General features: G+C 54.2%; 11 protein-coding genes and 19 pseudogenes. 17 read left to right on the top strand and 13 right to left on the bottom strand.

Annotation, left to right across the window (positions count from 1 at the left end):
* Window positions 1-479: 479 nt before the first annotated feature.
* Together P1L40_RS21240 and P1L40_RS21235 are read left to right on the top strand one after the other, a co-directional pair.
* Complete coding sequence (locus tag P1L40_RS21240; RefSeq protein ID WP_284011648.1) at window positions 480-842, top strand: winged helix-turn-helix domain-containing protein; 363 nt, start codon at window positions 480-482, stop codon at window positions 840-842.
* 7 nt (window positions 843-849) lie between these two features.
* Entirely contained in the window at window positions 850-1,266 is a 417-nt protein-coding gene (locus P1L40_RS21235) for a DUF8036 family membrane protein (protein ID WP_284011647.1), read from the top strand.
* A gap of 220 nt (window positions 1,267-1,486) precedes the next feature.
* Here the strand turns inward: P1L40_RS21235 and P1L40_RS21230 are convergent, their stop codons facing one another.
* Both P1L40_RS21230 and P1L40_RS21225 read right to left on the bottom strand, forming a co-directional pair.
* Entirely contained in the window at window positions 1,487-1,657 is a 171-nt protein-coding gene (locus P1L40_RS21230) for a hypothetical protein (protein ID WP_284011646.1), read from the bottom strand.
* 283 nt (window positions 1,658-1,940) lie between these two features.
* Complete coding sequence (locus P1L40_RS21225; RefSeq protein ID WP_284011669.1) at window positions 1,941-2,912, bottom strand: mechanosensitive ion channel family protein; 972 nt, start codon at window positions 2,910-2,912, stop codon at window positions 1,941-1,943.
* 747 nt (window positions 2,913-3,659) lie between these two features.
* On the opposite strand from P1L40_RS21225, the pseudogene P1L40_RS23435 reads away from it, so the two are divergent.
* Window positions 3,660-4,828, top strand: a pseudogene (locus P1L40_RS23435) (AI-2E family transporter).
* 230 nt (window positions 4,829-5,058) lie between these two features.
* Here P1L40_RS23435 and P1L40_RS21210 read toward each other — a convergent pair.
* Window positions 5,059-6,055, bottom strand: a pseudogene (locus P1L40_RS21210) (IS110 family RNA-guided transposase).
* A gap of 418 nt (window positions 6,056-6,473) precedes the next feature.
* On the opposite strand from P1L40_RS21210, the gene P1L40_RS21205 reads away from it, so the two are divergent.
* The 3 genes and pseudogenes from P1L40_RS21205 (at window position 6,474) to P1L40_RS21195 (ending at window position 9,516) form a co-directional block, all read left to right on the top strand.
* Window positions 6,474-7,208 carry a CBS domain-containing protein gene (locus P1L40_RS21205; RefSeq protein WP_284011643.1) on the top strand — a complete coding sequence of 245 codons (735 nt, stop codon included), beginning with the start codon at window positions 6,474-6,476 and terminating at the stop codon, window positions 7,206-7,208.
* 286 nt (window positions 7,209-7,494) lie between these two features.
* Window positions 7,495-7,983: a hypothetical protein gene (locus P1L40_RS21200; protein ID WP_419181211.1), complete on the top strand. Its 489-nt coding sequence runs from the start codon at window positions 7,495-7,497 to the stop codon at window positions 7,981-7,983.
* 480 nt (window positions 7,984-8,463) lie between these two features.
* A pseudogene (locus P1L40_RS21195) lies at window positions 8,464-9,516 on the top strand (phytoene/squalene synthase family protein).
* Between the two features lie 11 nt (window positions 9,517-9,527).
* Here P1L40_RS21195 and P1L40_RS21190 read toward each other — a convergent pair.
* A pseudogene (locus tag P1L40_RS21190) lies at window positions 9,528-9,758 on the bottom strand (zinc ribbon domain-containing protein); the annotation flags it as partial.
* Window positions 9,759-9,825: 67 nt separating this feature from the next.
* Here P1L40_RS21190 and P1L40_RS21185 point away from each other — a divergent pair.
* Window positions 9,826-11,007 (top strand): annotated as a pseudogene (locus P1L40_RS21185) (ISH3 family transposase).
* 175 nt (window positions 11,008-11,182) lie between these two features.
* Here P1L40_RS21185 and P1L40_RS21180 read toward each other — a convergent pair.
* Window positions 11,183-11,489 (bottom strand): annotated as a pseudogene (locus tag P1L40_RS21180) (RNA-guided endonuclease InsQ/TnpB family protein); the annotation flags it as partial.
* Between the two features lie 101 nt (window positions 11,490-11,590).
* Between P1L40_RS21180 and P1L40_RS21175 the strand changes: the two are divergent.
* Window positions 11,591-11,791: a hypothetical protein gene (locus tag P1L40_RS21175; protein WP_284011665.1), complete on the top strand. Its 201-nt coding sequence runs from the start codon at window positions 11,591-11,593 to the stop codon at window positions 11,789-11,791.
* A 103-nt stretch (window positions 11,792-11,894) separates the two neighbouring features.
* Here P1L40_RS21175 and P1L40_RS21170 read toward each other — a convergent pair.
* Together P1L40_RS21170 and tnpA are read right to left on the bottom strand one after the other, a co-directional pair.
* Window positions 11,895-12,598 (bottom strand): annotated as a pseudogene (locus tag P1L40_RS21170) (RNA-guided endonuclease InsQ/TnpB family protein); the annotation flags it as partial.
* A gap of 6 nt (window positions 12,599-12,604) precedes the next feature.
* Window positions 12,605-13,008, bottom strand: a pseudogene (gene tnpA, locus P1L40_RS21165) (IS200/IS605 family transposase).
* 255 nt (window positions 13,009-13,263) lie between these two features.
* Between tnpA and P1L40_RS21160 the strand changes: the two are divergent.
* The 3 genes and pseudogenes from P1L40_RS21160 to P1L40_RS21150 all read left to right on the top strand — a co-directional run.
* Window positions 13,264-14,001 carry a DUF7260 family protein gene (locus tag P1L40_RS21160; protein WP_284011640.1) on the top strand — a complete coding sequence of 246 codons (738 nt, stop codon included), beginning with the start codon at window positions 13,264-13,266 and terminating at the stop codon, window positions 13,999-14,001.
* An 85-nt stretch (window positions 14,002-14,086) separates the two neighbouring features.
* Window positions 14,087-15,076: a transposase gene (locus tag P1L40_RS21155; protein ID WP_284011664.1), complete on the top strand. Its 990-nt coding sequence runs from the start codon at window positions 14,087-14,089 to the stop codon at window positions 15,074-15,076.
* A 377-nt stretch (window positions 15,077-15,453) separates the two neighbouring features.
* Window positions 15,454-16,177: pseudogene (locus tag P1L40_RS21150) on the top strand (RNA-guided endonuclease InsQ/TnpB family protein); the annotation flags it as partial.
* A gap of 285 nt (window positions 16,178-16,462) precedes the next feature.
* On the opposite strand, the pseudogene P1L40_RS21145 reads toward P1L40_RS21150, so the two are convergent.
* Window positions 16,463-17,230, bottom strand: a pseudogene (locus P1L40_RS21145) (IS5 family transposase).
* Window positions 17,181-17,363: pseudogene (locus tag P1L40_RS21140) on the bottom strand (IS630 family transposase); the annotation flags it as partial. The pseudogenes P1L40_RS21140 and P1L40_RS21145, both read right to left, overlap by 50 nt.
* Before the next feature lie 50 nt (window positions 17,364-17,413).
* Here P1L40_RS21140 and P1L40_RS21135 point away from each other — a divergent pair.
* Window positions 17,414-17,860: pseudogene (locus P1L40_RS21135) on the top strand (IS1595 family transposase); the annotation flags it as partial.
* 371 nt (window positions 17,861-18,231) lie between these two features.
* Here P1L40_RS21135 and P1L40_RS21130 read toward each other — a convergent pair.
* Window positions 18,232-18,896: pseudogene (locus tag P1L40_RS21130) on the bottom strand (IS6 family transposase).
* A 67-nt stretch (window positions 18,897-18,963) separates the two neighbouring features.
* On the opposite strand from P1L40_RS21130, the pseudogene P1L40_RS21125 reads away from it, so the two are divergent.
* From P1L40_RS21125 to P1L40_RS23620, 4 pseudogenes are all read left to right on the top strand, one after another.
* Window positions 18,964-19,281 (top strand): annotated as a pseudogene (locus P1L40_RS21125) (ISH3 family transposase); the annotation flags it as partial.
* Window positions 19,282-19,392: 111 nt separating this feature from the next.
* Window positions 19,393-20,031 (top strand): annotated as a pseudogene (locus P1L40_RS21120) (transposase); the annotation flags it as partial.
* A 249-nt stretch (window positions 20,032-20,280) separates the two neighbouring features.
* Window positions 20,281-20,462 (top strand): annotated as a pseudogene (locus P1L40_RS23625) (IS5/IS1182 family transposase); the annotation flags it as partial.
* 14 nt (window positions 20,463-20,476) lie between these two features.
* Window positions 20,477-20,611 (top strand): annotated as a pseudogene (locus P1L40_RS23620) (IS5/IS1182 family transposase); the annotation flags it as partial.
* Between the two features lie 35 nt (window positions 20,612-20,646).
* Here the strand turns inward: P1L40_RS23620 and P1L40_RS21110 are convergent.
* Together P1L40_RS21110 and P1L40_RS21105 are read right to left on the bottom strand one after the other, a co-directional pair.
* Window positions 20,647-21,246 (bottom strand): hypothetical protein, encoded by a 600-nt coding sequence (locus P1L40_RS21110; RefSeq protein WP_284011663.1) that lies wholly within the window; start codon window positions 21,244-21,246, stop codon window positions 20,647-20,649.
* Window positions 21,210-21,704 carry a hypothetical protein gene (locus tag P1L40_RS21105; RefSeq protein ID WP_284011662.1) on the bottom strand — a complete coding sequence of 165 codons (495 nt, stop codon included), beginning with the start codon at window positions 21,702-21,704 and terminating at the stop codon, window positions 21,210-21,212. The genes P1L40_RS21110 and P1L40_RS21105 overlap by 37 nt, the downstream gene beginning before the upstream one ends.
* A 183-nt stretch (window positions 21,705-21,887) precedes the next feature.
* Between P1L40_RS21105 and P1L40_RS21100 the strand changes: the two are divergent.
* Window positions 21,888-22,602 (top strand): annotated as a pseudogene (locus tag P1L40_RS21100) (IS1/IS1595 family N-terminal zinc-binding domain-containing protein); the annotation flags it as partial.
* A 190-nt stretch (window positions 22,603-22,792) separates the two neighbouring features.
* Here the strand turns inward: P1L40_RS21100 and P1L40_RS21095 are convergent.
* Window positions 22,793-23,808, bottom strand: a pseudogene (locus P1L40_RS21095) (IS110 family RNA-guided transposase).
* Between the last annotated feature and the right edge of the window lie 315 nt (window positions 23,809-24,123).

The raw sequence follows: 24,123 nt of genomic DNA, 5'->3' as shown, positions 1-24,123 counted from the left end.
GCTCACCAGAGACGGATTTTGACATTACACTCGTAGGAAGTATTTACTCGGGGTTACTCTTTTGCCGGACTTGAGCCAGAAGTCAGACCAGATCGACGCACAATTACACCCAAATTCAGATAGAGTCGCGAACCAGTAACCGAACTTGACTCCACACCACCGCTTTCTGACATAGATTTCAGATTTCTGTTTACCGAGCGAATCGATCTCACGCAGTCTGGATGAATTTGGGTGCAATTCTGGCTCAAGTCTGTCTGTACGTGTGGTAAAATTCGGCAAATAATCTTATCCGCGGGCCTTGGAGTGATAGCTGCTGGAGCATAGTACAATCACAGTAGAATGGGTATCCTGTGGTTGACAGAACTGATTCCCTGCTGGCGCAACCTCCCATGAGCGACCGATTATCCCAATCGGTCCTCGTATATCCTACAGATTCAATCCACTCATATTTTTATATTCCCGGTTGTAGTCGCACACAGATGCGTCGGGTTCTCTGGTGGTTGATTGGTGGTTCACGAGGTGGCCGGAATCGCCTTCGCATCATCCTCACACTCCACGAGACACCGATGAACGCAAATCAGCTTTCGGAGAGCTTAGAGTTAGACTACAAAACTACCCGCCATCATCTTGACCTGCTCTGTGAGAACGGGGTATTAACCACGATGGGCGACGGATACGGAATGACTTATTTTCTAACTGATCAGATGAAAGAGAATCTGGACATCCTCGAGCAAGTAGCTCGGAAAGCAGATATGGCCGAACTATTACCGACTGAATCATCATCACCAGGGGCAGGTGCGAACATGGAATCAGACGGAGAGACACAGAATGAGCGGGAGTAGCATACAGATGAAATTTGATGAGACAGAGACGACCCGGCGAACGGTTCTATTAGTCACTATAGCGGCGAGTGTCGCACTCGGAGTGACGCTCCTTGTCTGGATGCTCTTAGAGCAACCGTTCTCGGGAGAACATCTTATTCGAAGTCTGTTTATCCTAACAAAAGTGTTCGTCTCGATCTTCACCGCAGCGATTCTTCTCGGAGTGGCAGTAACGTATTTCCGCATTTATCGGCGTCTTCCTAACCCGTTCACGCGGACGTTGCTTCTCATCAACGTCTCGCTATTTCTGTATGCTATTTGGGCAAATCCGATCGTGTGGGTTGTTTTTGGCGTCGAGCCGACTGGGATTGGCCTATTTACTGTTCTCCCAGACATTTTTACTGCACTCGCTGCGGTCATGCTGTTACAGCAAAGCGGGATGTGACAATTATGAGCGCTCTTGGGTAGGGGATTGTTGGTCAATGCTCAGTAGTAGCTGGAAGTCACAGCAGGCAAGGATGACGCGACGGCGTCACCCGACGAGCGATGTTCCCAATTAAGACGTTCGTCTCGGAGCGTCGCGCCGCGAACCTGCTCGCGGGGGGAGGATGTCAACCACTGAGAGCGGTAGGCGAATGCTCAGCGTTCACCCACGAGTGTCCGAATCAGACACTAGATGACATCGATTCATCTGCGAACAATCCTGAGACGATCGTGTCGATCAGTGCCTCTTCAACCTCATCGTAGCTCTTAGTCTGGACGACAGGCGTATCCCTGGCTTGCGTGACGAACAGCAGCGACTGCAGGAGCCCTCGTACGATGTCCGGATCATCCATCCGGATCTCGCGCGACCCATTCTTTCGGCTGTGGTAACACTCGGAATTTTGGTTCTGTGTCGAGTTTGTTGTCGCTATCGGCTTCACTAATCGTTCCCGTGTTATAGCCGTCTCCTGTGTCCGTTGCGACTTGAAGGAAGTAGGTGATCAAGGAAGAGACGCTGCTCCTGCTCACTCGGATCGATCTGTCGATGAGGTCGGCGGGTATGAATCCACCTCAGGTTGGCCGCTCAGCTCGTCGTCAACGACTCGAAAGCCACCGGTCTCTTTCCTCCCCATGAGTTCACGTTGCGGGAACGGGATCTTGATTCCCTCCCGTCGGAACGCGGCCTTGACATTGTGGATGACGACTTGCGTGGCTCGCCATTTCCGTTGTGGAGTCGGTTTTGTCGACCCAGAATCGCAGTTCGAGTATCACGGCTGAATCGTCGAATCGAGCCGGGAGTACTTGCGGGGCGGGCTGAGTCATGATCTCCTCGAGTTCCGTGAGTGCGTCCAGAGCGACAGCTTCGGCATGGTCGGGATCAACGTCGTAATCGATCCCGACTTCGACCCGGAGCCGAAGTTTTCCTTCGATACTGCGATTGATGATCGTTCGATTGTTCACGGCTTCGTTCGGGAGCACAACGTGTTCGCCGTCGAGATTACGGAGGCGGACGTTGTTGATGGTGATCTCGGTGATGAATCCCTCGTGATCGCCGATTCGGACCCAGTCCCCGATGGCGAACGGGCGCGAGAGCATGAGGATAAACCCCGCGAGGATCGATCCGAGCGTCTCCTGGGCCGCAAACCCCAGCACGATACCCAGGACGCCGGCTCCTAGCAGAAGATCGCTTAGCTGGACACCCCACAGTGAGAACGTTCCGAATACGGCGAAAACGTAGATCACGACTTGAGTGACGTAGTAGCTGACCCGACGCTGGTGGTCGGACGTGACGCGGTGTTTCGAGCTGCCACTGCCGAGGAGGAACCGCTTCAGGATACGGGTGACGGTGTACGCGGCGACGAACAGGAGTATCGTAAGTAGGAGGCGGACACCAGCCTCGATACCGAATTCAAGCACACCAACGACCGAGAGTGCGGTCCCAGCCGCATTCCATCGGAGCACCAAGACGACGGCGGCGACGCTTGCCACAACCAGGAGGGGTCCCGCCCGGACGACTTCGGCGTTCTCCGTTCGAAGTCGGGTTCTCAGGCGTTTTCCCAGGAACCAGATCACAGCACCGACGATGACTGCTGCAGCGACTACTGCCACTGTTTCGGTGAATTCCGTGCGATTGAAGCGGGACAAGGAAGGACGAGAGCATAGACACAAGCGTTGGCACGTCTCCTATGATAATATACGGGGTGTAACATCCTCTCCCCGCCTGAAAGCGGAGGAATCCTCAGGCTGTGTGAATAGCTACCAAGATTTTTTATATGACAATCACGAAGCTTTATTCAGAAGGTGGTATGTATGAGCAAACCATTCTCGGTCAGTCAGGAGGCAAGACCAGCTAGCAATCAGCTATCCACCCCTTCACGGATTGAGCACTTTGTATGTGCACTCGCCGGATTGGGATCTGTTGTAGTCCTGATCCTCATTTTCACACCCCTCCTATTCAGAACGGTAGAACCGTTCGGGGTGCTCTCAACTACAGTTCTTGTGGTGGGCCTGACCGCCCTCTGGATATTGGTTTGGATATCAGTTGAGTCACTGTGGGAGTGGCGTGCTGGTCGTCTTTTCAGATAGCCCCCGTGGTTACTTTTTCCTCTTTGATTGTCGGTGGTGATCGCTCTTTTTGTAAACATTAGACAACCTCCGTGACGGTGTCTCGCTGGGTTCAAGCAGATCAGCCGACAATTCAGATGTCGTCTTGGTTTCTCACGGCGATTGCGTCATGATGTTTTTCGCATTGTCTTCTGGGCGATAAATGAGCCAACCACGATTGTAGGTTAACGAGCGAAAGCCAGCACTCCAATATCAACATACCTTTTCCATACCGTTGTAATCATTAGCTGAATGAATTACGACGCAAGACTACGGCGAAGAATTCTTTTCGGAATAGGAGGGGTAGGATTGCTGATTGCTGTCGTTTTTGTCTTAATTCAGTTTCAGGCGACGCTCGTGTTCACGGTTTTTCTCTACTATGCAAGCCGCCCAATTTATCGAAAGCTCGATAACTTCTCGCTTCCATCGCGACTCCAAGGCCGTTACCTTCCCTATCGCCGTCAGGTGCTTGCAGTGACTACGATTGCTGTTTTCCTGCTGCCGTTTCTCTTCTTGCTCACCTATACCCTTGTGCTAGTGGTACCCGAGATCCAGCGCTTCGTCGGCGGGAACGGTCCTGGTGCAGCATATCTCTCTGCACTGCAGTCGGCACAAGGGAGTGGACTTCCGGCACCACTTGTAGGGTTAGAGATCAGTGACATACTGCAATGAGTCCTGAGGAGGTTGCAGCGATTCTCAACAATCCCGCAGTTCAAACGTGGGCAGAACGAATAGTGACTACGCTGATTGATTCAGTAGGCCTCATCGCAAACGCAGCACTCCATGGATTCATTCTTCTGGCCGGAACGTATTATTTACTCACCGATGGTTCGCAGCTCGTAGGCTGGTTCCTCGACAATTTTGATGAATCAGGCGTTGTCGAGTCATACGCAGTAGCTGTTGACGATGAACTGTCTTCTATTCTCTTCGGTAATATCCTGAACGCATTTGTGACGGGAATTATCGGGATTCTTGTCTTTTCTGGATATAATCTCGTTGCACCCGGAGCAGTAAAAGTTCCATTTGCGCCCCTAGTCGGTGCACTCACAGGAGCAGGAAGTTTAATTCCAGTTGTTGGGATGAAAATCGTGTATCTCCCCGTCGGAGCGATTCTCGCGGTTGCAGCCGTCGCCAGTGGTCAGCCAAGCGCGTTTGGCTTCGTGATTCTGTTTCTCCTTTTAGCGTTCGTAGTCGTCGATACGATTCCTGACTTTCTGATTCGCCCGTATGTGAGCGGCAACCGGACGCATATTGGCCTACTGATGTTTGCGTATATACTCGGACCGATCGCATTCGGCTTCTACGGTATTTTTCTTGGCCCAATACTGCTTGTCCTCCTCGCAGAGTTCTTTAGAACTATTGCACCGTACGTGCTCACTGGCAGACAATCACACCAACAATCAGATCTCTCGGACTACTGAATAACGTGGATTGTCCGTGTTCGCCTATGGAAATTCTGCTACCTGAACAAACCACCGTTGACGACATAGTATTTTGGACCGGTGCGCTGATTGGACCCAAAATCTAGGAAATGACCAGACGAAAGGCTGATGTTGATCTCAATCAGTGGCAGGCGGGAGACATCGTGTGCGGTAGCTGTGGCTGATGCGGCCTGCGACCCGGCTACTGACCGCCGCCGGACCGGCGGCGGTCAGACACTCACACCTGGCGGGTTATACACCTCCTTTCGGTCGAGCATGTGGAAGATAGACACCAGCAACTTGCGAGCAGTTGCGACGATCGCTTTTTGCGATCCTTTCTTTCCCGCTAATCGGTCGTAGAACCGACTAAGATACTCATCGTTGCAGGTATGGACGGCTGTGCGCGCACACTGGACGAGGATCCAGCGTAACTGCCGGGATCCACGTTTCGAGATACCACCTTCGATCCGCGAGTCGCCTGACTCGCGGATCACCGGGTTCAATCCAGCGTAACTCACGACTTCTTTGTCCCTATCAAACCGCCCTATATCGCCGACTTCGGCGTAGATCATCAGGGCCGAATAGTAGCTTACGCCGGGAATCGTCATCAGCAGCGGGTCTCCTTCAGAGACCCAGCGCGCTCTTCGATTGCAGCTTCGAGTCGCTCGATCTCTTCGGTCAGTGTCTCGATCATCGTGAGATACGACGCTAACAACTCGTCCCACGGCGTCGGGAGCGAGAGGTCCCGAAGGGACTCTCGCCCCGATACACTCAGCGGCTTGATCTCACGCGTGATCCCGTGTTCGGATAACAATCCGTGGATCTTGTTGGCGTAGTCGGTCCGAGTCTCTACCAGTTTCTGTCGCCCGCGCACTCGTGCGCGGGCTTCCTGATTTCGTCGGTCGGAACGTAACTCTCCGGCACTGAATTCAACCGACCCATCCGCGCCAACTCTTTAGCGTCGACGCGATCAGTCTTCTTGTCCGCGTTTGCGATCAGCGAGAGTTTCCCAGGGTGAGCAACAGTCACATCCAAATGCTCTGACAGCGTGTCGTGGATGTGGTAGTAATTGGTGGTCGCTTCGATGACGGCCTCGGCACCAGCGTACCGCTGGGCGAGTTCGTCGAGGTTCGCGTTCTCGACGCGAACCTCTTCGACAATCTCACCGTCTTCATCCATTACTGCCACCTGTGCGTGCCGCTTGTGAACATCAATTCCAAGGTACATTGATTCTCACTCCGGGACGCCAGTGCATGGAACAGAGATTCACCTATGCGGGCTTTCCCGGATGCCGCGCCCCGCGGCATCCGGGCTGTAGCGCCCAATCCTCGGCTTCTTACGCACTTAGACCAGTCAGTTAAACGTGCTCGACGGCACGAAACACGGATCGGTCTCTTGCGTCCCATATCTTGTTCCACGCTCTCATGGGATAGCAGAATTTCCATCGAGTCAGTTAACACTCTCAGTAGTATTCTGTGTGGTTCAAGATTGCCTGAGTCGGGCGTACGCGGTGGGGCCGGCCGTGCTCAAACCGTACAAAACCGTCGATTCGAGGTTAACCGAACACCAGTGAACGTGGACACAGCGGTCGATTGGATACGGACGGAAACGCATAGTTAGCTACGGGCCAACTTTCTGAGCATCCATGTACACAATCGCTGACCTGCCCATCGAGAACACCCTCCAGACCGTCAAATATGACCTCGGGCTCGAATCGGCGCTTCGTCGGATGTTCGAGAACAGCTACACCCAGATTGGTGTCGAACGTGACAGCGAACTCGTCGGGATTGTCACCTACAGGTCCGTGGTCCGGACCCTCCTTGCATTCCAGCGGCTGGAGGTCGGACACAAAACGCTCGACAAGATCTCGGTCGGAGCGGCCGTCGAAGATGCACACACCATCAGTGAAGACGAGAACCTTCTTGCCGTATTCGATTCACTCGCAGAGTATACGTACATCGTGGTAAATCGAGATGACGAGTGGCGGATTCTGACCGACTACGACCTCCTGACGCGACTGAAACAGATGCTCGAGCCATTCCTGTTGATCGAGTCCATCGAGATGCAGTTGCGCGAGATTTTCACGCGGGTGTTCGGTGATGCGCTGTCGGAGCAGCTGGCCGAAACGTTCGACGAGGAACACCCACTGCCAACGCCAGCGTCGATCGAGCACTGTAGTTACGCACACTATGCCCAATTCATCTCGATTCACTGGGCAGAATTCGAATCACTCTTCGATGATCAACAGGATGTAATTCGCGAGCTAGTGCTTGGAATCGGGGATATGCGAAATCAGCTCTTCCACTTTCGAGTCGACGACCCGGACGAATTTGACCGAGATCTGCTTCGCTTCGGTCAGTCGTACTTCTCCTCAGTGTAACTGCTGAATTCGTGCGCGGGGGGGTCTGAGTATCATACGGCTTGTCGGCAAGTCGAGCAACTGGCCTGGGCTCTATGCATTGAGAGAGCTAGTCTCAACTACTGTGCAAAGGGAAAGTCCACTTTTTCGGGATCTCAAATTCTACCAACCACTAGCTTGTTGATAGATTCGTTGGGCGACAGTACCGTATGACGAGACAGTTATGAGTTCGGTCAGATTCTGAAACGGTCGTTTTTGCGACTAATGTGAGGACTTGAAACCGCTCGCCGCCGCGCCCAGAACTACGATGACTTCAAAACGGATGTCGGCAGGTGACGACGCCCCCGCGCTCGCGGGGGCGATCGTCTATCACGCTGGAGAAGTCTGTGAAACAGTGGATCATCTCTGGCGTGTTCTCGGAGAGGTATCGATTCCAGTTGACGGACTCACCGATAGTCGCCAGCAACACAAATCCGCAAACGGCACTGAACCGTTGGCTCGGGTGTATCTCTATCGGGAGATCTACGACCTCGCCCAGAGCGAGGTCGCAGATCGTCTCGAAAACCTACCATCACTCCTGAAGACACTCGATTTGGAGAAGGCACCGTCCCAGCAATCACTCTCGTATGCGTGGAAGCAGTTCAGCGAACAAACCAAACGGACGCTCACTGCTGCAGCTACGGGTATTGCACAAGAAGCCGTTGACCGTGGCATCGCGCTGGAAGCACGGGTTCCGATCATCCCAGATGAAGACGATATCGAAGAAGACGGCGGTGAATCGACAGTAACGCGTTAGCACGTCCGAAAGCAGGGAAACAAGATCGTCGAATTCGCCCGAAGGAACGCCTTCCTCGAGTTCGGCTCCCGTTCATGTCAATCCAGAAATTGAATCAACAGTCAGAAACGATAGGAGCTACCATATAGCGGATTCGCACGACATTAAGCAAGAGATCCCAAATGATTTAAACACGCCAATTGAATATCCGACAAGAATTCGTATATTAGGCATTCATCTGATATGAATGAGTTACAAGAATCGTTGAGAAATACGGTACGGGCGTGGAACGAAGAGAACTATCTCTATATCCTCGTCAACTTGATCTCGGCGAGACTCTCACGCGTGTTTATTCCACTTGTCGGCTTGGTTGCCCTGTATCCCGGGCATCATATATGCGGTACCCAACAAAAAACAGTACTGCCCATTTCGGTGGCAGTATCCGGTGGATTTGGATTTCTGTTCTGTATACATTTCCTCACTACACTATAGGATCCCGAAATGGTGCCTGCTCCATCTCCTGAGTCAAATATCGCGTGGTGTCACGAAGCAGTACAGGGCGTCTCACGTACCTTTGCCTTGACCGTCGACATACTGGAAGAGCCAATGTCTTCGCAGATCTGCTTGGGGTATCTTCTATGTCGGGTTGCTGATACCATTGAAGACGCCGGTCATATCTCACCTGAATCGCAGGTGGATCTCCTCCAAACGTTCGACGCCGCGCTCGATCCCTCCAGCAACGGGACGATGAAGGAGTTCCGGGCAGCTGTCGACAGCTGGTTGCCACCGTCAGCCGACCGCAACGCCGACTGGTCTGTCGTCGCTCAGTTACCGACGCTTTGGGCGACGTTCACCAACCAACCAGAATCCGTACAGACGGCCGTTGTTCCGCTGGTCCGGGAGATGGTTAACGGAATGTCAATGTTTGTTGAGCGCTACGCAGACACTGGTGGACTCCGTATCAACGATCGCTCCGAACTCGAACAATACTGTTACTACGCTGCTGGTACCGTCGGCAGGCTTATTACGAATCTCCTCACGCGAGGGAGCGTCTCTCAGAAACGCCCTCGAAAGCTGTACGACACAGCGGACGAGTTTGGACTCCTCTTGCAAGCTGGTGAACGTTTCGAAAGACGTGTACGACGATTACACAGAGGAAAACAACGTCTACCTCCCCGCCGAGTGGCTCGCTGACGAAGGGATCGACCAAGGTGATCTCCTCTGTCCCAGTAACCGAAAATCAGCAGCGAAGGTCGTCGAACGGACTGCCTCTCACGCTGAGACGTTCCTCGATGACGCCCAAGCGTACATCGAGGCGATGCCACTCACGCACGGGAATACGATCGCCGCGTGGTCCGTTCCGTATTTGCTGAGTGTGGGAACCATCAGGGAACTCAACGCCCGTCCTGAGGACGCGCTCACCGAGTCTGGTGTGAAGATATCGCGGCGGGAAGTACTCGCTGTGGTGGAGGCGGCAGTACCGCCGGCCGTGACGCGATTGCTGAAATCCGTGCAACTATCGCACAAAAACCGTACCACCAAGCTCTCGAGTGAACTACCCTCCCCTACTCCCTCACGGCTGACGCTGTTCGCTCCTTGAGGGTTGGGTTTCCTGCTTCCACGACGCACTTTGCAGACACGGAGGTGTCCATAGGGAGCGCAGTCTCTACAGGCGTTCGTTCGGAGTGTCCCACTCCTACATCTTGTGGACCGCCAGAACGGATGTTCCACGCCGCGTTCACGTCCCTGTCCGCCTCGAACCCGCAGCCGGGGCAGGAGTGTTCACCGACCCACAATCGGTAGTTCTCATCGAGTCAGGAGTTAGTCAAGACTGATGGGGTTAGATTCGTAGAGAGCGTCTGGATGGGTGTTGTGAATTGCCTCTACCATCCAGACACTGTCCTTACGGCTTCAGATGTTGAAACCTTAGCGGAGAGTCTCCTCGCCGAGATACCGATCCCCGGAGTCGAAGGCTGCGGCTTCGACTCCGGGATCATCCGGCAGACACTCCTGCAAGCCGCTGTCGATCAAAAATCCATCAAGGCTGTCACCGACACCACTCGTGGAACGTATTCCGACGACTACACACTCGCTCAGCTTCACACCGTCCCACCTAACGAACTCGAAACCGTCGTTAACGACCTCTTCGCCCAGCAGGCGGCGATGATCCTCGGCCCCGGCCCGAGGATCATCTGCCTCGACTTCGTCGATATCCACTACCACGGCTGTCCACACGCTGAGGCTGGCGAACTTTGCCACACGAAACCCCGCGATGGCACCTCTCAGTGCCATCGCTACCTCGCTGGATTCGTCCTCTGTCGGGCGAAACCGCTTGCCGTCGCAGTCACTCCCGTCCGCAGTGATGAACCCAAAAGCGACGCGGTCGAGCGACTGCCCGACCACGTCGCAGTCCTTCCATTCGACGTGGCTGGACTCCTTGCTGACCGTGGATTCTACGACGGCTCTTCGATCGAGCGACTGGATGCCACAGCACCAGTCGCTCTCCCGATCATCCGCCGTGGGAAACAGATGGCCGAGAAACTGGACACGACGGTTTCCTACTGGACGGAGTGCGTGATGTATGAAGGAAGCGAGCGGGAACTGCGCTTCCCGCTCGCGGTCTGTGTTTCCTATCAACAGGGCAACTGAGGCAAGCACGGGTTGCTCGTCCGGGCCTGCGTGGCGTGCGATCTGACCGATCGCACGCCCAAGGAAGTCGAAGCCCTCTACGAGAAACGTTCAGCGATTGAGACAGTCTTCTGAACGATGCGCGAAGCACGTGCGCGGACGAGTACGACTGATCCAACCGTGTGGTTGTTGTTCGTTTTCGTGAGCTTCCTCCTGCGGAATCTCTGGCTGATCGTGCGATGGGGCGTGCTCGCCCCGCCGCGGCGCGGCGGGCGAGCACTCCCTGTCTGGTTCCGCTTCGAAGTATTCCGCGAGTGGATTGACCATGCTCTCGACGACAGGTTGGGCCGGAAGTGGGAAGCGCCAACCAACGGTGTCGGCATCTCGGCGACATACAGCCAGCTGGACGCGGGCTGAAGCTGCCCGCGTCCAGTAGCAGCCCTGTCCGTGAGCGACAGCTTCGCCTCTTGTCTGGACTGACGGCGCTCTAACTGCTGTGAGAACGCCGTCCTTGTTCGACCCATGAATCGGTCACTCCGATCTCGCTCGTTTCCCTCCAGAAATTGAGTCAGCAATCAGGAACGATGGGAAGTACCGACAATGGCTTGTCGGTCGAAACGCCGCACGACGCGCACTCCTTGGTCGTCCCTCTCGGGTTGACCGCGACGAAGTACGTTCCTTCACGCTCGCACTTGTATTCGAGCAACGAGAGGAACGTTCGCCACGCGGTAGACGCAGTGTTGCGACTATTCGATGGCGATCCATCATCTCCTTCACGTTCAGGTCTTCGACCGCTACGAGGTCGTATTCCCGAGCGTAGTACGCCGAGAGTGCAAGAAGTCGCGGCGCTTCCGCCGAAGGTCGGTGTGACACTCCACTATGCACCGCCGTTGCTTCTCGTGAGGGTGTCATAGAAGATTTCTCATGGTTTGCTGAATTACCTCTAACGAATTGAAAGCGCCGTACACTTGGTGTATACTATTTTTAGCTTGTCGTAGCTATGGCGAAAGAGACATTCGGAGTCGCTGCTGACGAGAAAATTGTACGAGAGGTGGACGAACTGGTCGATGAGTGTGACGATCTCGGAGCGGTTGGCTCCGAGATCGTCGAGGCCATCCTCACAGCGTTCGTTCAATCTGAGTCAAACCACGTTGAGCGAGTGAGAAAAATCATAATTCGGAAACGAAAGGGCACTCTTTGAGTATTTTAACATACCGTGCACCAAATGCACGACTTTCTAAGCAGTAACGTTCTATAACGGTCAGGAAAATCTATTATAGTGTGTGAATACTTCTATAACACCATCTCTCGTAGTTGTTCGACCCGTGCTGTTTACGCGAGAGCTTCCGTTGCTCGCGCTCCAAGCGGTCGCGTTCATCCGAGAGGTCGAGCGCGACCCTACGGCGGTTCCGTCGGTGTTGTGGACGTACTTACGAATCCCTACGTCGATGCCGCTCACTTCTCGGGATTCTCGGGCGGCTCGCGGTCCATTTCGATGCCGAAGGTGGCGAACCGCTCGACCGTTGGTCCCTTCTTGACCGTGACCTGCTTGAGATTCGCGTCGTCGGGGATGAAACGGTGGTGCCGTATCGGGATGTCACCGAGTTTTGAGAGTGATAGCATGGTCTGACCGCTCTTCTTATCGAGCTTGAAGCCAGACTGGCTGTGCGTGAAACTACGGAACTCTCGTGGCGGCTTCCACTGAGTTAACCGACGCCGTAGCCGTTCTCCTTGAGCTTGGAGAGGCCGTTGAGGTTGTCGAACAGCCGTTCTACGACGGTTTGGAAAACCTTCGAGTACACGTCAGAGAGGTCGTTCCACCACTCCTTGAGGTCGGGGAGTTCCGACCGCAGGGTAGTTATCGACGGCAGTTCGTCTGTTCATCTTGATACTCGTTGAGGTGGTAGAGCGTGTGGTTATACAGTTGCATACAAATATCTCGGTGGCGGTCCAACTCCTCACAGTGGGCGTCGGACGGCTTGAGACGGTACTTGTAGGCGTAGTACATAGGCCTCTACTCGCGTTGGTCTTCGACGTACTGTTTCAGCACATCCAGCGACACCTGCCCCGTCGAGATGAGACAGTACGAATCGTTCCAGAACGAGTCGCTCCACAGTTCGGTCTTCAGTTCGTCCGCGTACTCATTGCGAATACGGCGGGCGGTCGCGCCCTTGACCGTGTTGATGAACTTCACGAGGTCTGTGGCGGCTTCGCTCGGAAGAGGTTGTGTACGTGATCATCCTCGCCGTCGAGGTTCGTCAGTTCGACACCGTAGTTGTCCGTGAACTCGCTGATGATTCCGCGAATAAATTGGGTTCGCTCCTCGGTTAGCGCTCCACGCCGATACTTCGTGGTGAGTATCAGGTGGTAATGCAGGGAGTACGTTGAGTGCGCTCCCGAATCGAGGTCGTATTCCATTGGGTTCAGTAGATATCATGCTACCCTAAAAAAATATTACGATTGCGTGGGCCTGTAGGCCTACAACCGGAGAGTATATGAGAACCGTGCGGCGCTGTATCCCCCTGCTCGTGCCTTCGGCGCTCGGTGAGGAGAGGGCTTAGCGCCTCAATCCAGATAAAGCGACCTATTATGTAGTTCTATCTCTATAATATGGTGAAAAACGGAAGGTATCTGAAACAAACATCTTTGTCATATAGAATTACATATCATAACATGGTCCAGACTACCCTCCCCGGCGGCCCACGGCAGTATCTCAGGATCTTCAGACACCACGTTGTAGAGCCGATATCGGACGCACAGAGCAGAGTCTCCCGGGAGCGCGAGGAGGTCGCCGCCGAGCGATCGGCCTTCGAATCGTTCAGGACAGCCGTCTCTGACCTCCGTCCCGCCACGGCGACGCCATCGAACCGACAGCGGTCCGTGGTCAGCGGTGATGACTGTCTCAATCAGGTTGAGCGCCTGGCCGATGCCTTCGAATCGACCGTGATGAGTGTCCCACACTACGAGGCGGTCTACGGCGAGTCGCTGTCAGAGCACATGCTCGCCGAACTTGGCGACTTCACCGCGGCAGTAGTCGACTCATCCACGAGCACGGTCACGCCACACCAACGCTCGGCCCTGCTGACCGCCGTCGATTGCGCGATCGACGATCGGACTGCCTACGCCGACGTGCTCGACGAGGAAGCCACCGCGCTCGCGACAGCTGGCAGTGCCATCAAAGAGATCGTCGAATCCCTCGACGACGTGATCATCCAGGACTGGTACAAAGAGGAATTCGAAGTCCGACTCGACGAGATCGTCCGGGACCGACAGTCGGTGATCCACAGTCGGATCTCCCCGTCACCGGTCGACGGCCGTTCGCTTTGTATGCACCTCTATGCCGATCAGCCCTGGACGTTCCCGGTTCTGACCGCCGTCACCCGGTTGCACGACGCCGTCGTAGTCGAGTGACAGAAAGCTGCGGAAGCCCACCCCTTCACAGTAGTTGCCGAAGTGGCTGAGAGACCGATTTCTCCGGTGGCACCGTACGACAAGTATGGTCGATACCGCCGAGGCACGGCAGGTCTGCCGTGCCGCAAGATCGCTTCTCTATCCGTCCTTGGACTTCGGGGTGAAGGTCAATGGTACCTATCCGAGTGAGGACTTCGCCAGAGTCCTCACTCGGAGTGGGTTCGAACGAGGGTTCACCAACACCAGTGCTAGGCACCTCCAACTTGCCAGAGGTGACGATCTCGACCTCGAAGACCGGAGTCCGCCAGCGAAGTCACTCCTGTACAACTTCGGGCAGATGGAAGCGGACACCATCGACGCTCAGTTCGATGGCGTCCGCGATCAGGTCATCACGCAGACACGCAAAGCACATCGCCTTCCCAACACCGCAGAAGTTGCGGTAGACCTCCATGAGTGGCTCTATTACGGCTCGAAGCAGACACCGATGGTGTCACGAATCAACTCTGACCACGGGACAAATCTCGCCTACGTCTTCGTGACACTGTGCATTGTGTCACCGGCAGCGCGGTTCACGCTCGCGTCCGAACACGTTGCTCGGACCGATACACCGTCTCTGATTGAGGCGATCCGCGAGGTGATCGAGACGGCGCGTCAGGCCGTCTCGATCACCCGCATCTACTGTGATCGTGGCCTCTATCGGGTCGAGTTAGTCGACGAACTCGCCGATCTCGGTGTAGAGTTCGTCATGCGCGCACCCAAAACGCCGGGGATCAAGCGCGTTCTTGCCGAACACGATGAAGAGAAATTCGTCACCGACTACGAGCTGGTCAGAAAGCAGTCCCCGACGATGCGTGTACCGGTGACGCTCGTCGTCGTCCCGCACCACTCGCGGGACGACGACTCGCTGTGTCTGATCACGAATCAACCGAGGACGGTAGATGAAGCGGTGCCACTCGCACAAGCGTATCGGCGTCGCTGGGGAATCGAAACGTCCTACCGGAAGATCGGTGAGTTTCTGCCCCGGACTACGTCGCCGGTGTTTGCGGTGCGGTTGTTCTACTTTTGTTCGCTGTGACGCTGTACAATCTCTGGATCGTGGTGTGTCTGCTACTTTCGGAGCAACGTCGGGTGAAGACTCGACCAGCAGTTTCAACGGCGACGTTTCGGTTCTTCCTCGGGCCAGTGACGTACGGATAAGCCTCGTCGGGGCGGCAGACCCAGGCGAGCGCTTGGGTCAGCACGCCCCTCTGTACTGGCGAGACTGACAGTCGCCATGAATTTCCCATCTCCTCGCTCACCGCCTACTCGAATCACTGCTCAAACAACCGGCTCAAGCCGGATTTCAACAATCTCGTCATACCTCAGAGAACACACCGCAATTTGAATCGGCAACTACTGTGAAGCCGTGGAGGAAGTCAACCGGCGTCCGGTGGCGTCGCCACGGCTCAGTGATTCGCCACCTTCGGCATCGAAATGGACCGCGAGCCGCCCGAGAAGTGCGTCGGCATCGACGTGGCGATTCGTAAGTACGTCCACAACACCGACGGCATGGCGGTCGGATCGCTCGACCTCTCGGACGAACGCGACCGCTTGGAGCGCGAGCAACGGAAGCTCTCGCGCAAACAGCACGGGTCGAACAACTACGAGAAGCAACGGCGGTGCATAGTGGAGTGTCACACCGACCTTCGGCGGAAGCGCCGCGACTTCTTGCACAGCTCTCGGCGTACTACGCTCGGGAGTACGACTTCGTGGCGGTTGAAGACTTGAAGATGAAGGGGATGCTCGAATCATCGTCGAACAGTCGCAACATGGCATCGGCAGCGTGGCGAACGTTCCTCTCGTTGCTCGAATACAAGTGCGACTACGAGGGTACGCACTTCGTCGCGGTCAACCCGAGAGGGACGACGAAAAGTGCGCGGCGTGCGACGTCTCGACGGAGAAGCCGCTATGGGTCTATGAACATTCCTGTCCTACCTGTGGGTTCGGGGCAGACAGGGACGCAAACGCGGCGTGGAACATCCGTTCTCGCGGTCTACAAGATGTAGGAGTGGGACACTCCAAACGAACGCCTGTAGAGACTGCGCTCCCTGTGGACACCTCTGTGTCTGCAAAGTGCGTCGTGGAAGCAGGAAGCCCCGTCCTCAACGAGCGCGTCAGCGCGGATCGGTCGAGGTAGTTCACGAGGGACGTGTTTCTGAACTATCAAGTCGAATAGTAGCGGAAAGTGGACGCCAGAAAGCACAGAGGATGTGCTTTCTGGTAGCGAATGTTGGCACACTCACAACGTGTCTCCTTGGGATACAAGAAGACATATATCCATTCATTGCCTGTCAATAAGTAAGTAATGGATTATACGTATCAGGCCGTTGTTAAATATTAGTACTTCGTAGGATCGCTATACGGAGCTTGATTTCGGCGGGTTCACTCACTCAGCCAGCGAGCAGAAACCGAGTAACAGCGGTTAATTTGCTGGGTATCTGACTGCTCGACGAAGATTGTAGACTGCGCATTTGAGGACCATTTCCCGGAATTCGAGGTGCCAGCTCGCGCACGCACGGCGGAGCCGAGCGTGCACTTGATCGAGGAGGAGACGGTTTCAACCATCCAGCGGCGATTGTACCAGAGACGGCTCATCAGGGCGTTGCGCGCAAGATCCAGCGACGAGTAGATGCGGTGTTTGACCAGCGGGCGAATGCCATCTTCACGGAGTTCGTCCCGGAACGGTTTTCAATCATAGGCGCGGTCAGCAGCCAGTGACCGCAGGTCCTCGGCATTGCGCCGAGCGACCTGTGGGCCGATCTTGGCGTCGTGTTTCTTCGTGGTCGTGCAGTGAACATCGGAGACGTACAGCGTTTTTCACGTCTACGAGGGCAGTGACTTTCAGCGAGCGAACACGGTAATGCGCTCGCTGAGCGTAGTGGCGCGAGGGCTGGTCACGGTCGAAGCCAGTTGTGTCGATTGCGGCGTGACCAGAGCGTTTCTCGGCTGATGCGCCGAGAAACGCTCGGTAGGTTTCCATCGGGATGTTCTCGAACCAGTCACGGAGAGCGGTGAAGTGAGGAAGCCGCGTAAGACGGAGTTCTTCAAGGATTTCGGGCATCTCGCTTAGAAGGTCGATTGTCTGGCGGTAGGACTTCCCGAGTTCGATACGAATGGCTTGGAGTGCAAGCATCGCCCACTCGGCGGCCGGTGGCTGCCGACCGAGCTTCCCGGTCGGTAGCTTCGGCAATCGTGTCGCCTTGGTAGAAATTCTTCACGAACCCGAGACGCCGAATCCTGTGTTTGTCGGCGTCGCGGAGAAGCTCGTTGAGCTTCTCCTCTGAGATGTGACGCTTGATCTCTTTGCGTCGCTCGCGTCCCATCGCCAGCACATCGGACCGACCCCACAAAAGATTCCTCACTCATTACAGCGACGCGTGGGCTGTCCACGCGTGGTTGAGGATCGTACGCTGGTGACAAGCCGCCGGTGTTCACGCTGGTTGATTGCGGGTCGGACGACCGGTATGTCGTGCCAGCGAAATCCGCTGAGGAATCGACCGTCCGACTCCTGCTTGCCGACCACGAACAGGAGTCGTTGACCGTCTATACGGACGGATTTCGGGCCTATGACTCGCTAGAGGACGACGACGCGTTCGACCGCGAATACGTCGTCGACGGCGACGGTGAATACGCTGATGGCGAGGTACACGTCAACGGCTGCGAGAGCCACGCGTCGCTGACACGACGGTGGCTCTCGCCCCACCGAGGCATCGCCAAAGACAAGCTCACACCGTATCTCAGAGCGTTCCAGCTCCGCCGACGAATCCTACGCGAACCAGGTCGAGACGCTCTCAAAGAAATCGTTCGAACCGTCCTCTGATTCACCAACAACGTGCTTCACATGAGCGACTCAATTTTTTGCACCCGAAATCACAGAGAGTATCGGGACCCCGAGGTCCTTGTGTTCCACCGGTCAAAGTACTGCCGAGAAACCTGTAAAGATCGCTTTGGTCTAAATCTTCCTCCTCATAACTGCCTGCCACTTAGGTGTCGAGCATCAAGAACGTTTAGCTCAGGGAGTCCTGATCTATGTCTCGGTCGAAGGCGGCGGGCGCGCCCCGGGTTGCGGTGCAAAGGTGGCCAGTGGACCGCTTTTGAGCGCGCTCCTCAAGCAGTGCCGCCAAAAGGATATCACTCTCTGGACTAATAGCTATTGTCATCTGTCTCTTGTTTCTGTAGATTCGGCACTATCTAGTTCTGAATGACCTCACCTAGCGTTTTGCCGTCGAGTGCTTGGTTTGGCCGTTCGTGGTTGTAGTGGTGTCTGAAGCGTCGTAACCACTGTTTCGCGCTGGATTGACTGCCCCGCCAAAACGAGTGAAAGCGATCGATTCGCATGGTTGCAGTCTGGAACCACTTTTCGATACGGTAGTCGAGCCGACAGCTCAGATCGTGGTGTGAGAGGGCAGTCAGATAGCCGCCAGCATCGACGAGAAACACTGAATCGCGACATCGTGTTTCTGAGTGAGTCGATAGGAACGCCGCCGCGGGACTGACCCCGCGGCGGCTGAACACGTCGATTTCGAGCAGTAATTTTGACTCTGTGTCGACAGCAGCGTAGAGCCACTTTTTTCGCTGTCAACCTCGATTTGTTTCTCATCGACTGCGACCCACGACGGCGACGCCGTCGGCGGGTCGCTCTGTGCTTCAGGCAACGTATGAACCCAGCTCCAGACCGCACCGTGGGAACGATCGATACCCAGCAGGTGTAAGATAGCGGCTGTTTCCCTGATCGACAGCCCCGCCGAGTGGAGACGCACCCCGAACCGCCAGACGGGTGTCGGGGTACGCTCGTTCTCCCAAACGTCTTGACTATCCTTATCTAACGTTTCGCTGAGGAGGTCTGCGAGTTGCATGGACACTTCTCGCTACGGCCTTCTCGCTTCTCAAACTCGCTCAACTAGACAGTGCCACAAGAACTAACTTCTTAATTTCCTCGTCAATACGCTTGATTAAGAAGTTGACCTCGGTCTCAGCGATAATACAGAAATCGAAACTGAGGACTTCGGTATCTGAACTCTGTGAGACCAGTGAAAGCTCTCCCCATGAAAAAACAATTCTGTACAACCTCCGCGAGAAGTTCGACCTAACGTCGGTTGAACAGGTTGGGAACACACTCCAACAAAGAGGTGTTCTAAAGGTTCTTCCCGAGCAGGTGGAGTCTGCGACGACCACTACCTGCGGCCCTACTACGGTGATGAGGACGAGACAGTTGGCCCCTTTCACTCAGAGGGAAAGCGTTAAAATGCGGTGTTCTACGCCTATGCGAGTTCCTCAATCTGACACACACGCTCAGTTTCGCCGCCGGCTGGCTTGACCGATTCCTCAACGTCAATAGCTGGGTTAAACCCTAACGCGAATATCGGCCTCAACATGTTCTTGTTCGCGTTTTATTTATTCCTTCGATTCATCAATATTTACATTCCAACGCTGAACTCATCGTTTCGTACCGGTCATTACGGCGGGGCGTCGAGCGTTCTGGAGAACTACTCGATGCGCCAGCCATCAACCCTGTTGGCCCAATCGAAGTCAACGAGGTTTAGATCACTGCGGGGCTGAAAGCCGCAATACGCGGTAGCAGAAACCATAATGAGGACAAGCACCGATGTTCACACTTGTTGATTGCGGCAGCGATCAGCGACACGTCGTCCCAGCAAAATCCGCTGACGAATAAACCGTTCAGCTCCACCTCAACGACCGCACGGTGGAAGAGCTGACTACTTACACTGACGGATTTCGAGCGTACAATCCACTGGAAGACAGCGAGAACTACTAGCGAGAAGAAGTCGTTCACAGAGGGGGCGAATAGGTGGATGGAAACGTACACGCCAACACTTGCGAGAACCACCGTAGCGCTAGCGACGCGTGGCTTTCGCCAGACCGAGGAGTCTCCAAAAATAAGCTGACACCGTATCTCAGAACGTTCCAGTTCCACCGACAGATCCTACGCAACCCGGTCAAGAAGCACTCAAAGAAGTCGTTCAAACTATCCACTGGTTCAATAACAACGATCGTCATGTGAGTGAAAGTATCTATCAAATTTGGGGTTGCAGTAGTAAAATATTAGACTTAGAGATAAAATATATCATCTATTCTTAGCAAATAAATTGTTTCGAAGTGTTGAATAGTGATCTAATCGACTCATATCACGAATAGAGGGACGACACCAAGAAATCAATTCTGTCCACGGAAGTCGATCTCCTCAACTCTATTAGCTAGTGTCGGTACATAGGTGAACAAATGTTGAGGAAGCACGCGGGGACCCTGCTAGCGGTGGGTTCAGCTACTGGAAACACGTTGCTATACACTGTTTTCGGCTCGAAGAAGCCACAGTTACCGCAAAACACCGAATCGGCAGGGCGTATAGTCAAATTCGTGACGAACTCGACTTAGACCGGGCTGACTTGTTGGAGTACAGTACGCCTCTGAACACTGAATGACCGAAACTTCACATTCGACAACGAAGCGCCTGCTCGGCGATGCCGTACGGGTGCTGGGTTTGTATCGACAGTTCCGTGAGAGTCGTATATTCGCTGTCTCGAACATACAACCGCTCTATAAGCCACTATGACTGAGACACAGTATCTATTCAAATCGATAGCTGACTTATAAATTATAGAGTATAATCATATTAAGCACATCGTTAACTGTAACTGGCTTTCCATCTAGATGTTTTCCAGAATTTAGTATAATTATAATCTTTTGTATGTCTGTGATAGTAATTTGTCCATCACCATCCAGGTCATACCGATTAGGAATCGTTGATTCTGTAGGGCTACCTACTGGACCATCTACAATATTGTCCTCCGTAATTTTAAGCAGATACAAGCTCACGGCCAAATTCCCTGCGGATTTTCGACTGGATGTGTATATATTAACATCAAAGTACGTATCTCTTTCAAATTCGGAGTTAGAAATATTAAATATGAAGTATTCACTTCTCGGACTGTGACTTGCCTTAGTCGTGTATTTCTCGTTATGTGCTGTCACTTGGACTAATTCAGCGGTCCAACCAGGAGGTATCCTCCCATCTTTCGGAATTGCTATCGCGGATTTATTATATTCAATTGAGTTGATAGAAGAGTCTATATCCTCAGAAAAATTGTATTGTACTCCATGTATTTTTGCGTCCGTAGTCGCAAGAGTCTTACCACTGCTGTCAACAAGCTTCACTCTGTATGCCGAAAACGTCGTGTCCTCAAACATTTCAGGTCACCATTAGCAATTACGCCAATATCTACACTATAAGGTTGAGATTTTACTAATATACTCATATTTGGTGTTGAGTCAAATCCCATGTCTTGGTGAATCCGTGCAGCGTTTATATACACTTGCTCTATGTTCCAAGCTACGCTGCTGTTTACTGGGCGTATAGCTACAGTCCGGTTGGTTGTTGCTTCCTGAACTATTAGCCGCCGACCAGTGTCTCCACCAAACCTAAATGTACTCTCTCCAACTGTATGGACTACAATTGTCTCTGTGTACGGTGGGCCGCCAAGCCCTCCACTGGCGCTGTCACTGTGCTGTAAATCGATATTGCTACTTGCAGTCGCGGGAGCAGCTACTGCACCCGCCGGTAGAATTACAGCAGATAGTACGGAGATGATCATACTAACGACGAGAGCGAACACTAGCATCCCATCAGGCAGGTTGAGTATCCTCATTGACTATATCCACTGCTTAGCTGTCACATGAGTATATAGTCATTAACAGACAACCACAGCGTAAGGCTCTCTTTAAGAATCGCTCATCCGTATGAGATTTTTGATACTTCTGAGCGGCCATTATGGAGTCAAAAAACAAGCGCATCGCGTCAGCGGTGCTCGGCACGAATGACGCTAATATAAGTGTTTGGATCGGAATCGGTCTCCGGACCTGTTAGAGCAGGTCGCTCAGCGTGACGGTGTTACCTGTCCTCGCTGCCGTTCTGACCGGACGGTCAGAAACGGTAGCAACCAAAAGTTTCAGCGGTATCTCTGTAAGAATTGCGGCCGCACGTTCAACGACGAGACGGGCACGATTTTCACTCATTCGAAGGTCGCGCTGCGGCGGTAGCTGGTCTCAATTTACGTCTTCCTTTGGTTTGATACGAATCTCCACCAACTACAGTGCGGGATTGGTGTGACACACAGAATGATGTACCAGCGCATCGAGCGCTTTACCAGAGCCTTGATGCGCCTTCCTTGATCCGGTCGATCCGGTCGAAATCGACGAAGTGTACGTCTTTGCCGGGAAGAAAGGCTGCGAGCGCGACCACTGTCACGCTCGCTTGGCCTGTCCATGCGCGGGTGTATTTCTGGCGGCGACAAGCCACCCGTGTTCATTCTGGCAGATCGCGGCACTAAATAGCGATACGTGATCCCAGCGAAAGCGGCAGACGAATCGACGATTTGACTCCTGCTGTCCGACCGCCGAAAAGAGTCGCCCACGGCCTATACCGACCGCTTTCGAGCGTACGAACCACTCGACGAAGGCGACAGACTCGACCACGAATACGTCGTCTACGGTGACGGTGAATGTGCTGACGACGAGGTGGACGTCAACATCGCTGAGAATCCCGCTATCTGAACAAACCACGTCGATGTTCTTAGATTTTCTGGCGGTCCTGTTGCTCGCCTCTCACTGAGAGTGAAAACCCATAGCAAGCAGTCGAATCAGTCACTGCCACATCCGCCGTGCGGGGGCATCTTCACACGACACACCAGTTGCTCATCGTGCGCTGGCCTGCCCAAAGAGAGACGCGGAGCGTCTCTCAGGCGCTCACCTCCGGTGGGTCGCACGGTTCGTTCTTCCTGAGCATATTGAACAACGCCAATAACAGCTTCCGCGCTGTTGCCACGATTGCTACCTTGTGCGGTTTATTTCGCTTGTTGCGTAACCGCCAGTAGAACTGACTCAAGTACGGGTCCTTCGCGTTATGAACCGCGGTGTTCGCGCACTGGACCAGGATCCATCGCAAGTAGCCGTTTCCTTCCTTGCTGATCTGGTTCTCTCCGCGAGTCGCCAGACTCGCGGATTACTGGGTCTAACCCGGCATGACTCACCACTTCAGCCGCGCGGTCAAACCGCTTTACTTCACCGATCTCGCTGTAGATCATCAAGCCAGAAAATGCCGCTATACCAGGCGCAGACATCAACGTATTCAGCTCATCTACCTCAGCCGCTACCTCTTCGATCCGCCGCTGCATCCGCTTGATCTTCACGGTGAACTCATCGATTGCTTCCAACCACTGCTCCAACAACAACTCCGACGCATCGTCGAGCATGAGTTCGCGGAGGAACTCACGCCCTTGATCGCTCCACAACGACCCGTCGTAGGTGACGCCGTTCTGATCAAGCAGTGAGTTGACCTCGTTTTTGAAGTCTGAACGCTTCTCTACCAACTTACGACCGCGCGCAAGCGCGGTAGCGCCGGCATTCTTCAGGTGGGACGTAGCTTTCGGGCACTTCGCCCAACCGCAGATACCGCGCGAGGTTTTTGACGCCCTTCCGATCGTTCTTCTGTTTCTGGTCTTCGAGCCAATCGGCCTTGGCCGGATTGGCGAGCGTCACATCCAACTCTTCATCAAGCCTGTCGTAAATCGTGAAGTAATTGCTTCCCGCTTCGAGTGCAGCACTACTTCCAGCGTACTTCTGTGCGATTCCGCCGAGGTCCGCGTTGGCGACGCGGACCTCTTCAACGACTTCGCCTTCGTCATCGAGGACAGCGACTTGCGCTTTGCGTTTGTGGAGGTCAATGCCCAAGTAGTGATCAGTGGTTGCGGTCATGGTGTCCTCTGGAGTCCTGAATGCGTGAAGCGGAACGACATCGCTCCGGGCTTGCAGCCTTGGCCGACCACGGTCAGCCAAGCTGCGATCCCAATTCTCCTGTTCCTTCGCATCCAAGGTCTGTCACCTGCACGCGCTTTGGTGCGCGGTTGACGTGGCGACCTTCGTAACTCCATTTCGCACTTCACGCTCCAGTGGTTTCAACGGGATTCTCATGGAGTCATCGCTGACCTGCGAGAGCTGTCGTAGCGTCTCAAAAGACAAGTTGATACAGTATCTCAGAGCGTTTCCACTACGTTGAAACTGTATCGGAAA

The organism is Haloarcula pelagica, assembly GCF_030127105.1.
Classification (GTDB): domain Archaea; phylum Halobacteriota; class Halobacteria; order Halobacteriales; family Haloarculaceae; genus Haloarcula; species Haloarcula pelagica.
This window is presented reverse-complemented; position numbering and strand designations above follow the sequence as displayed.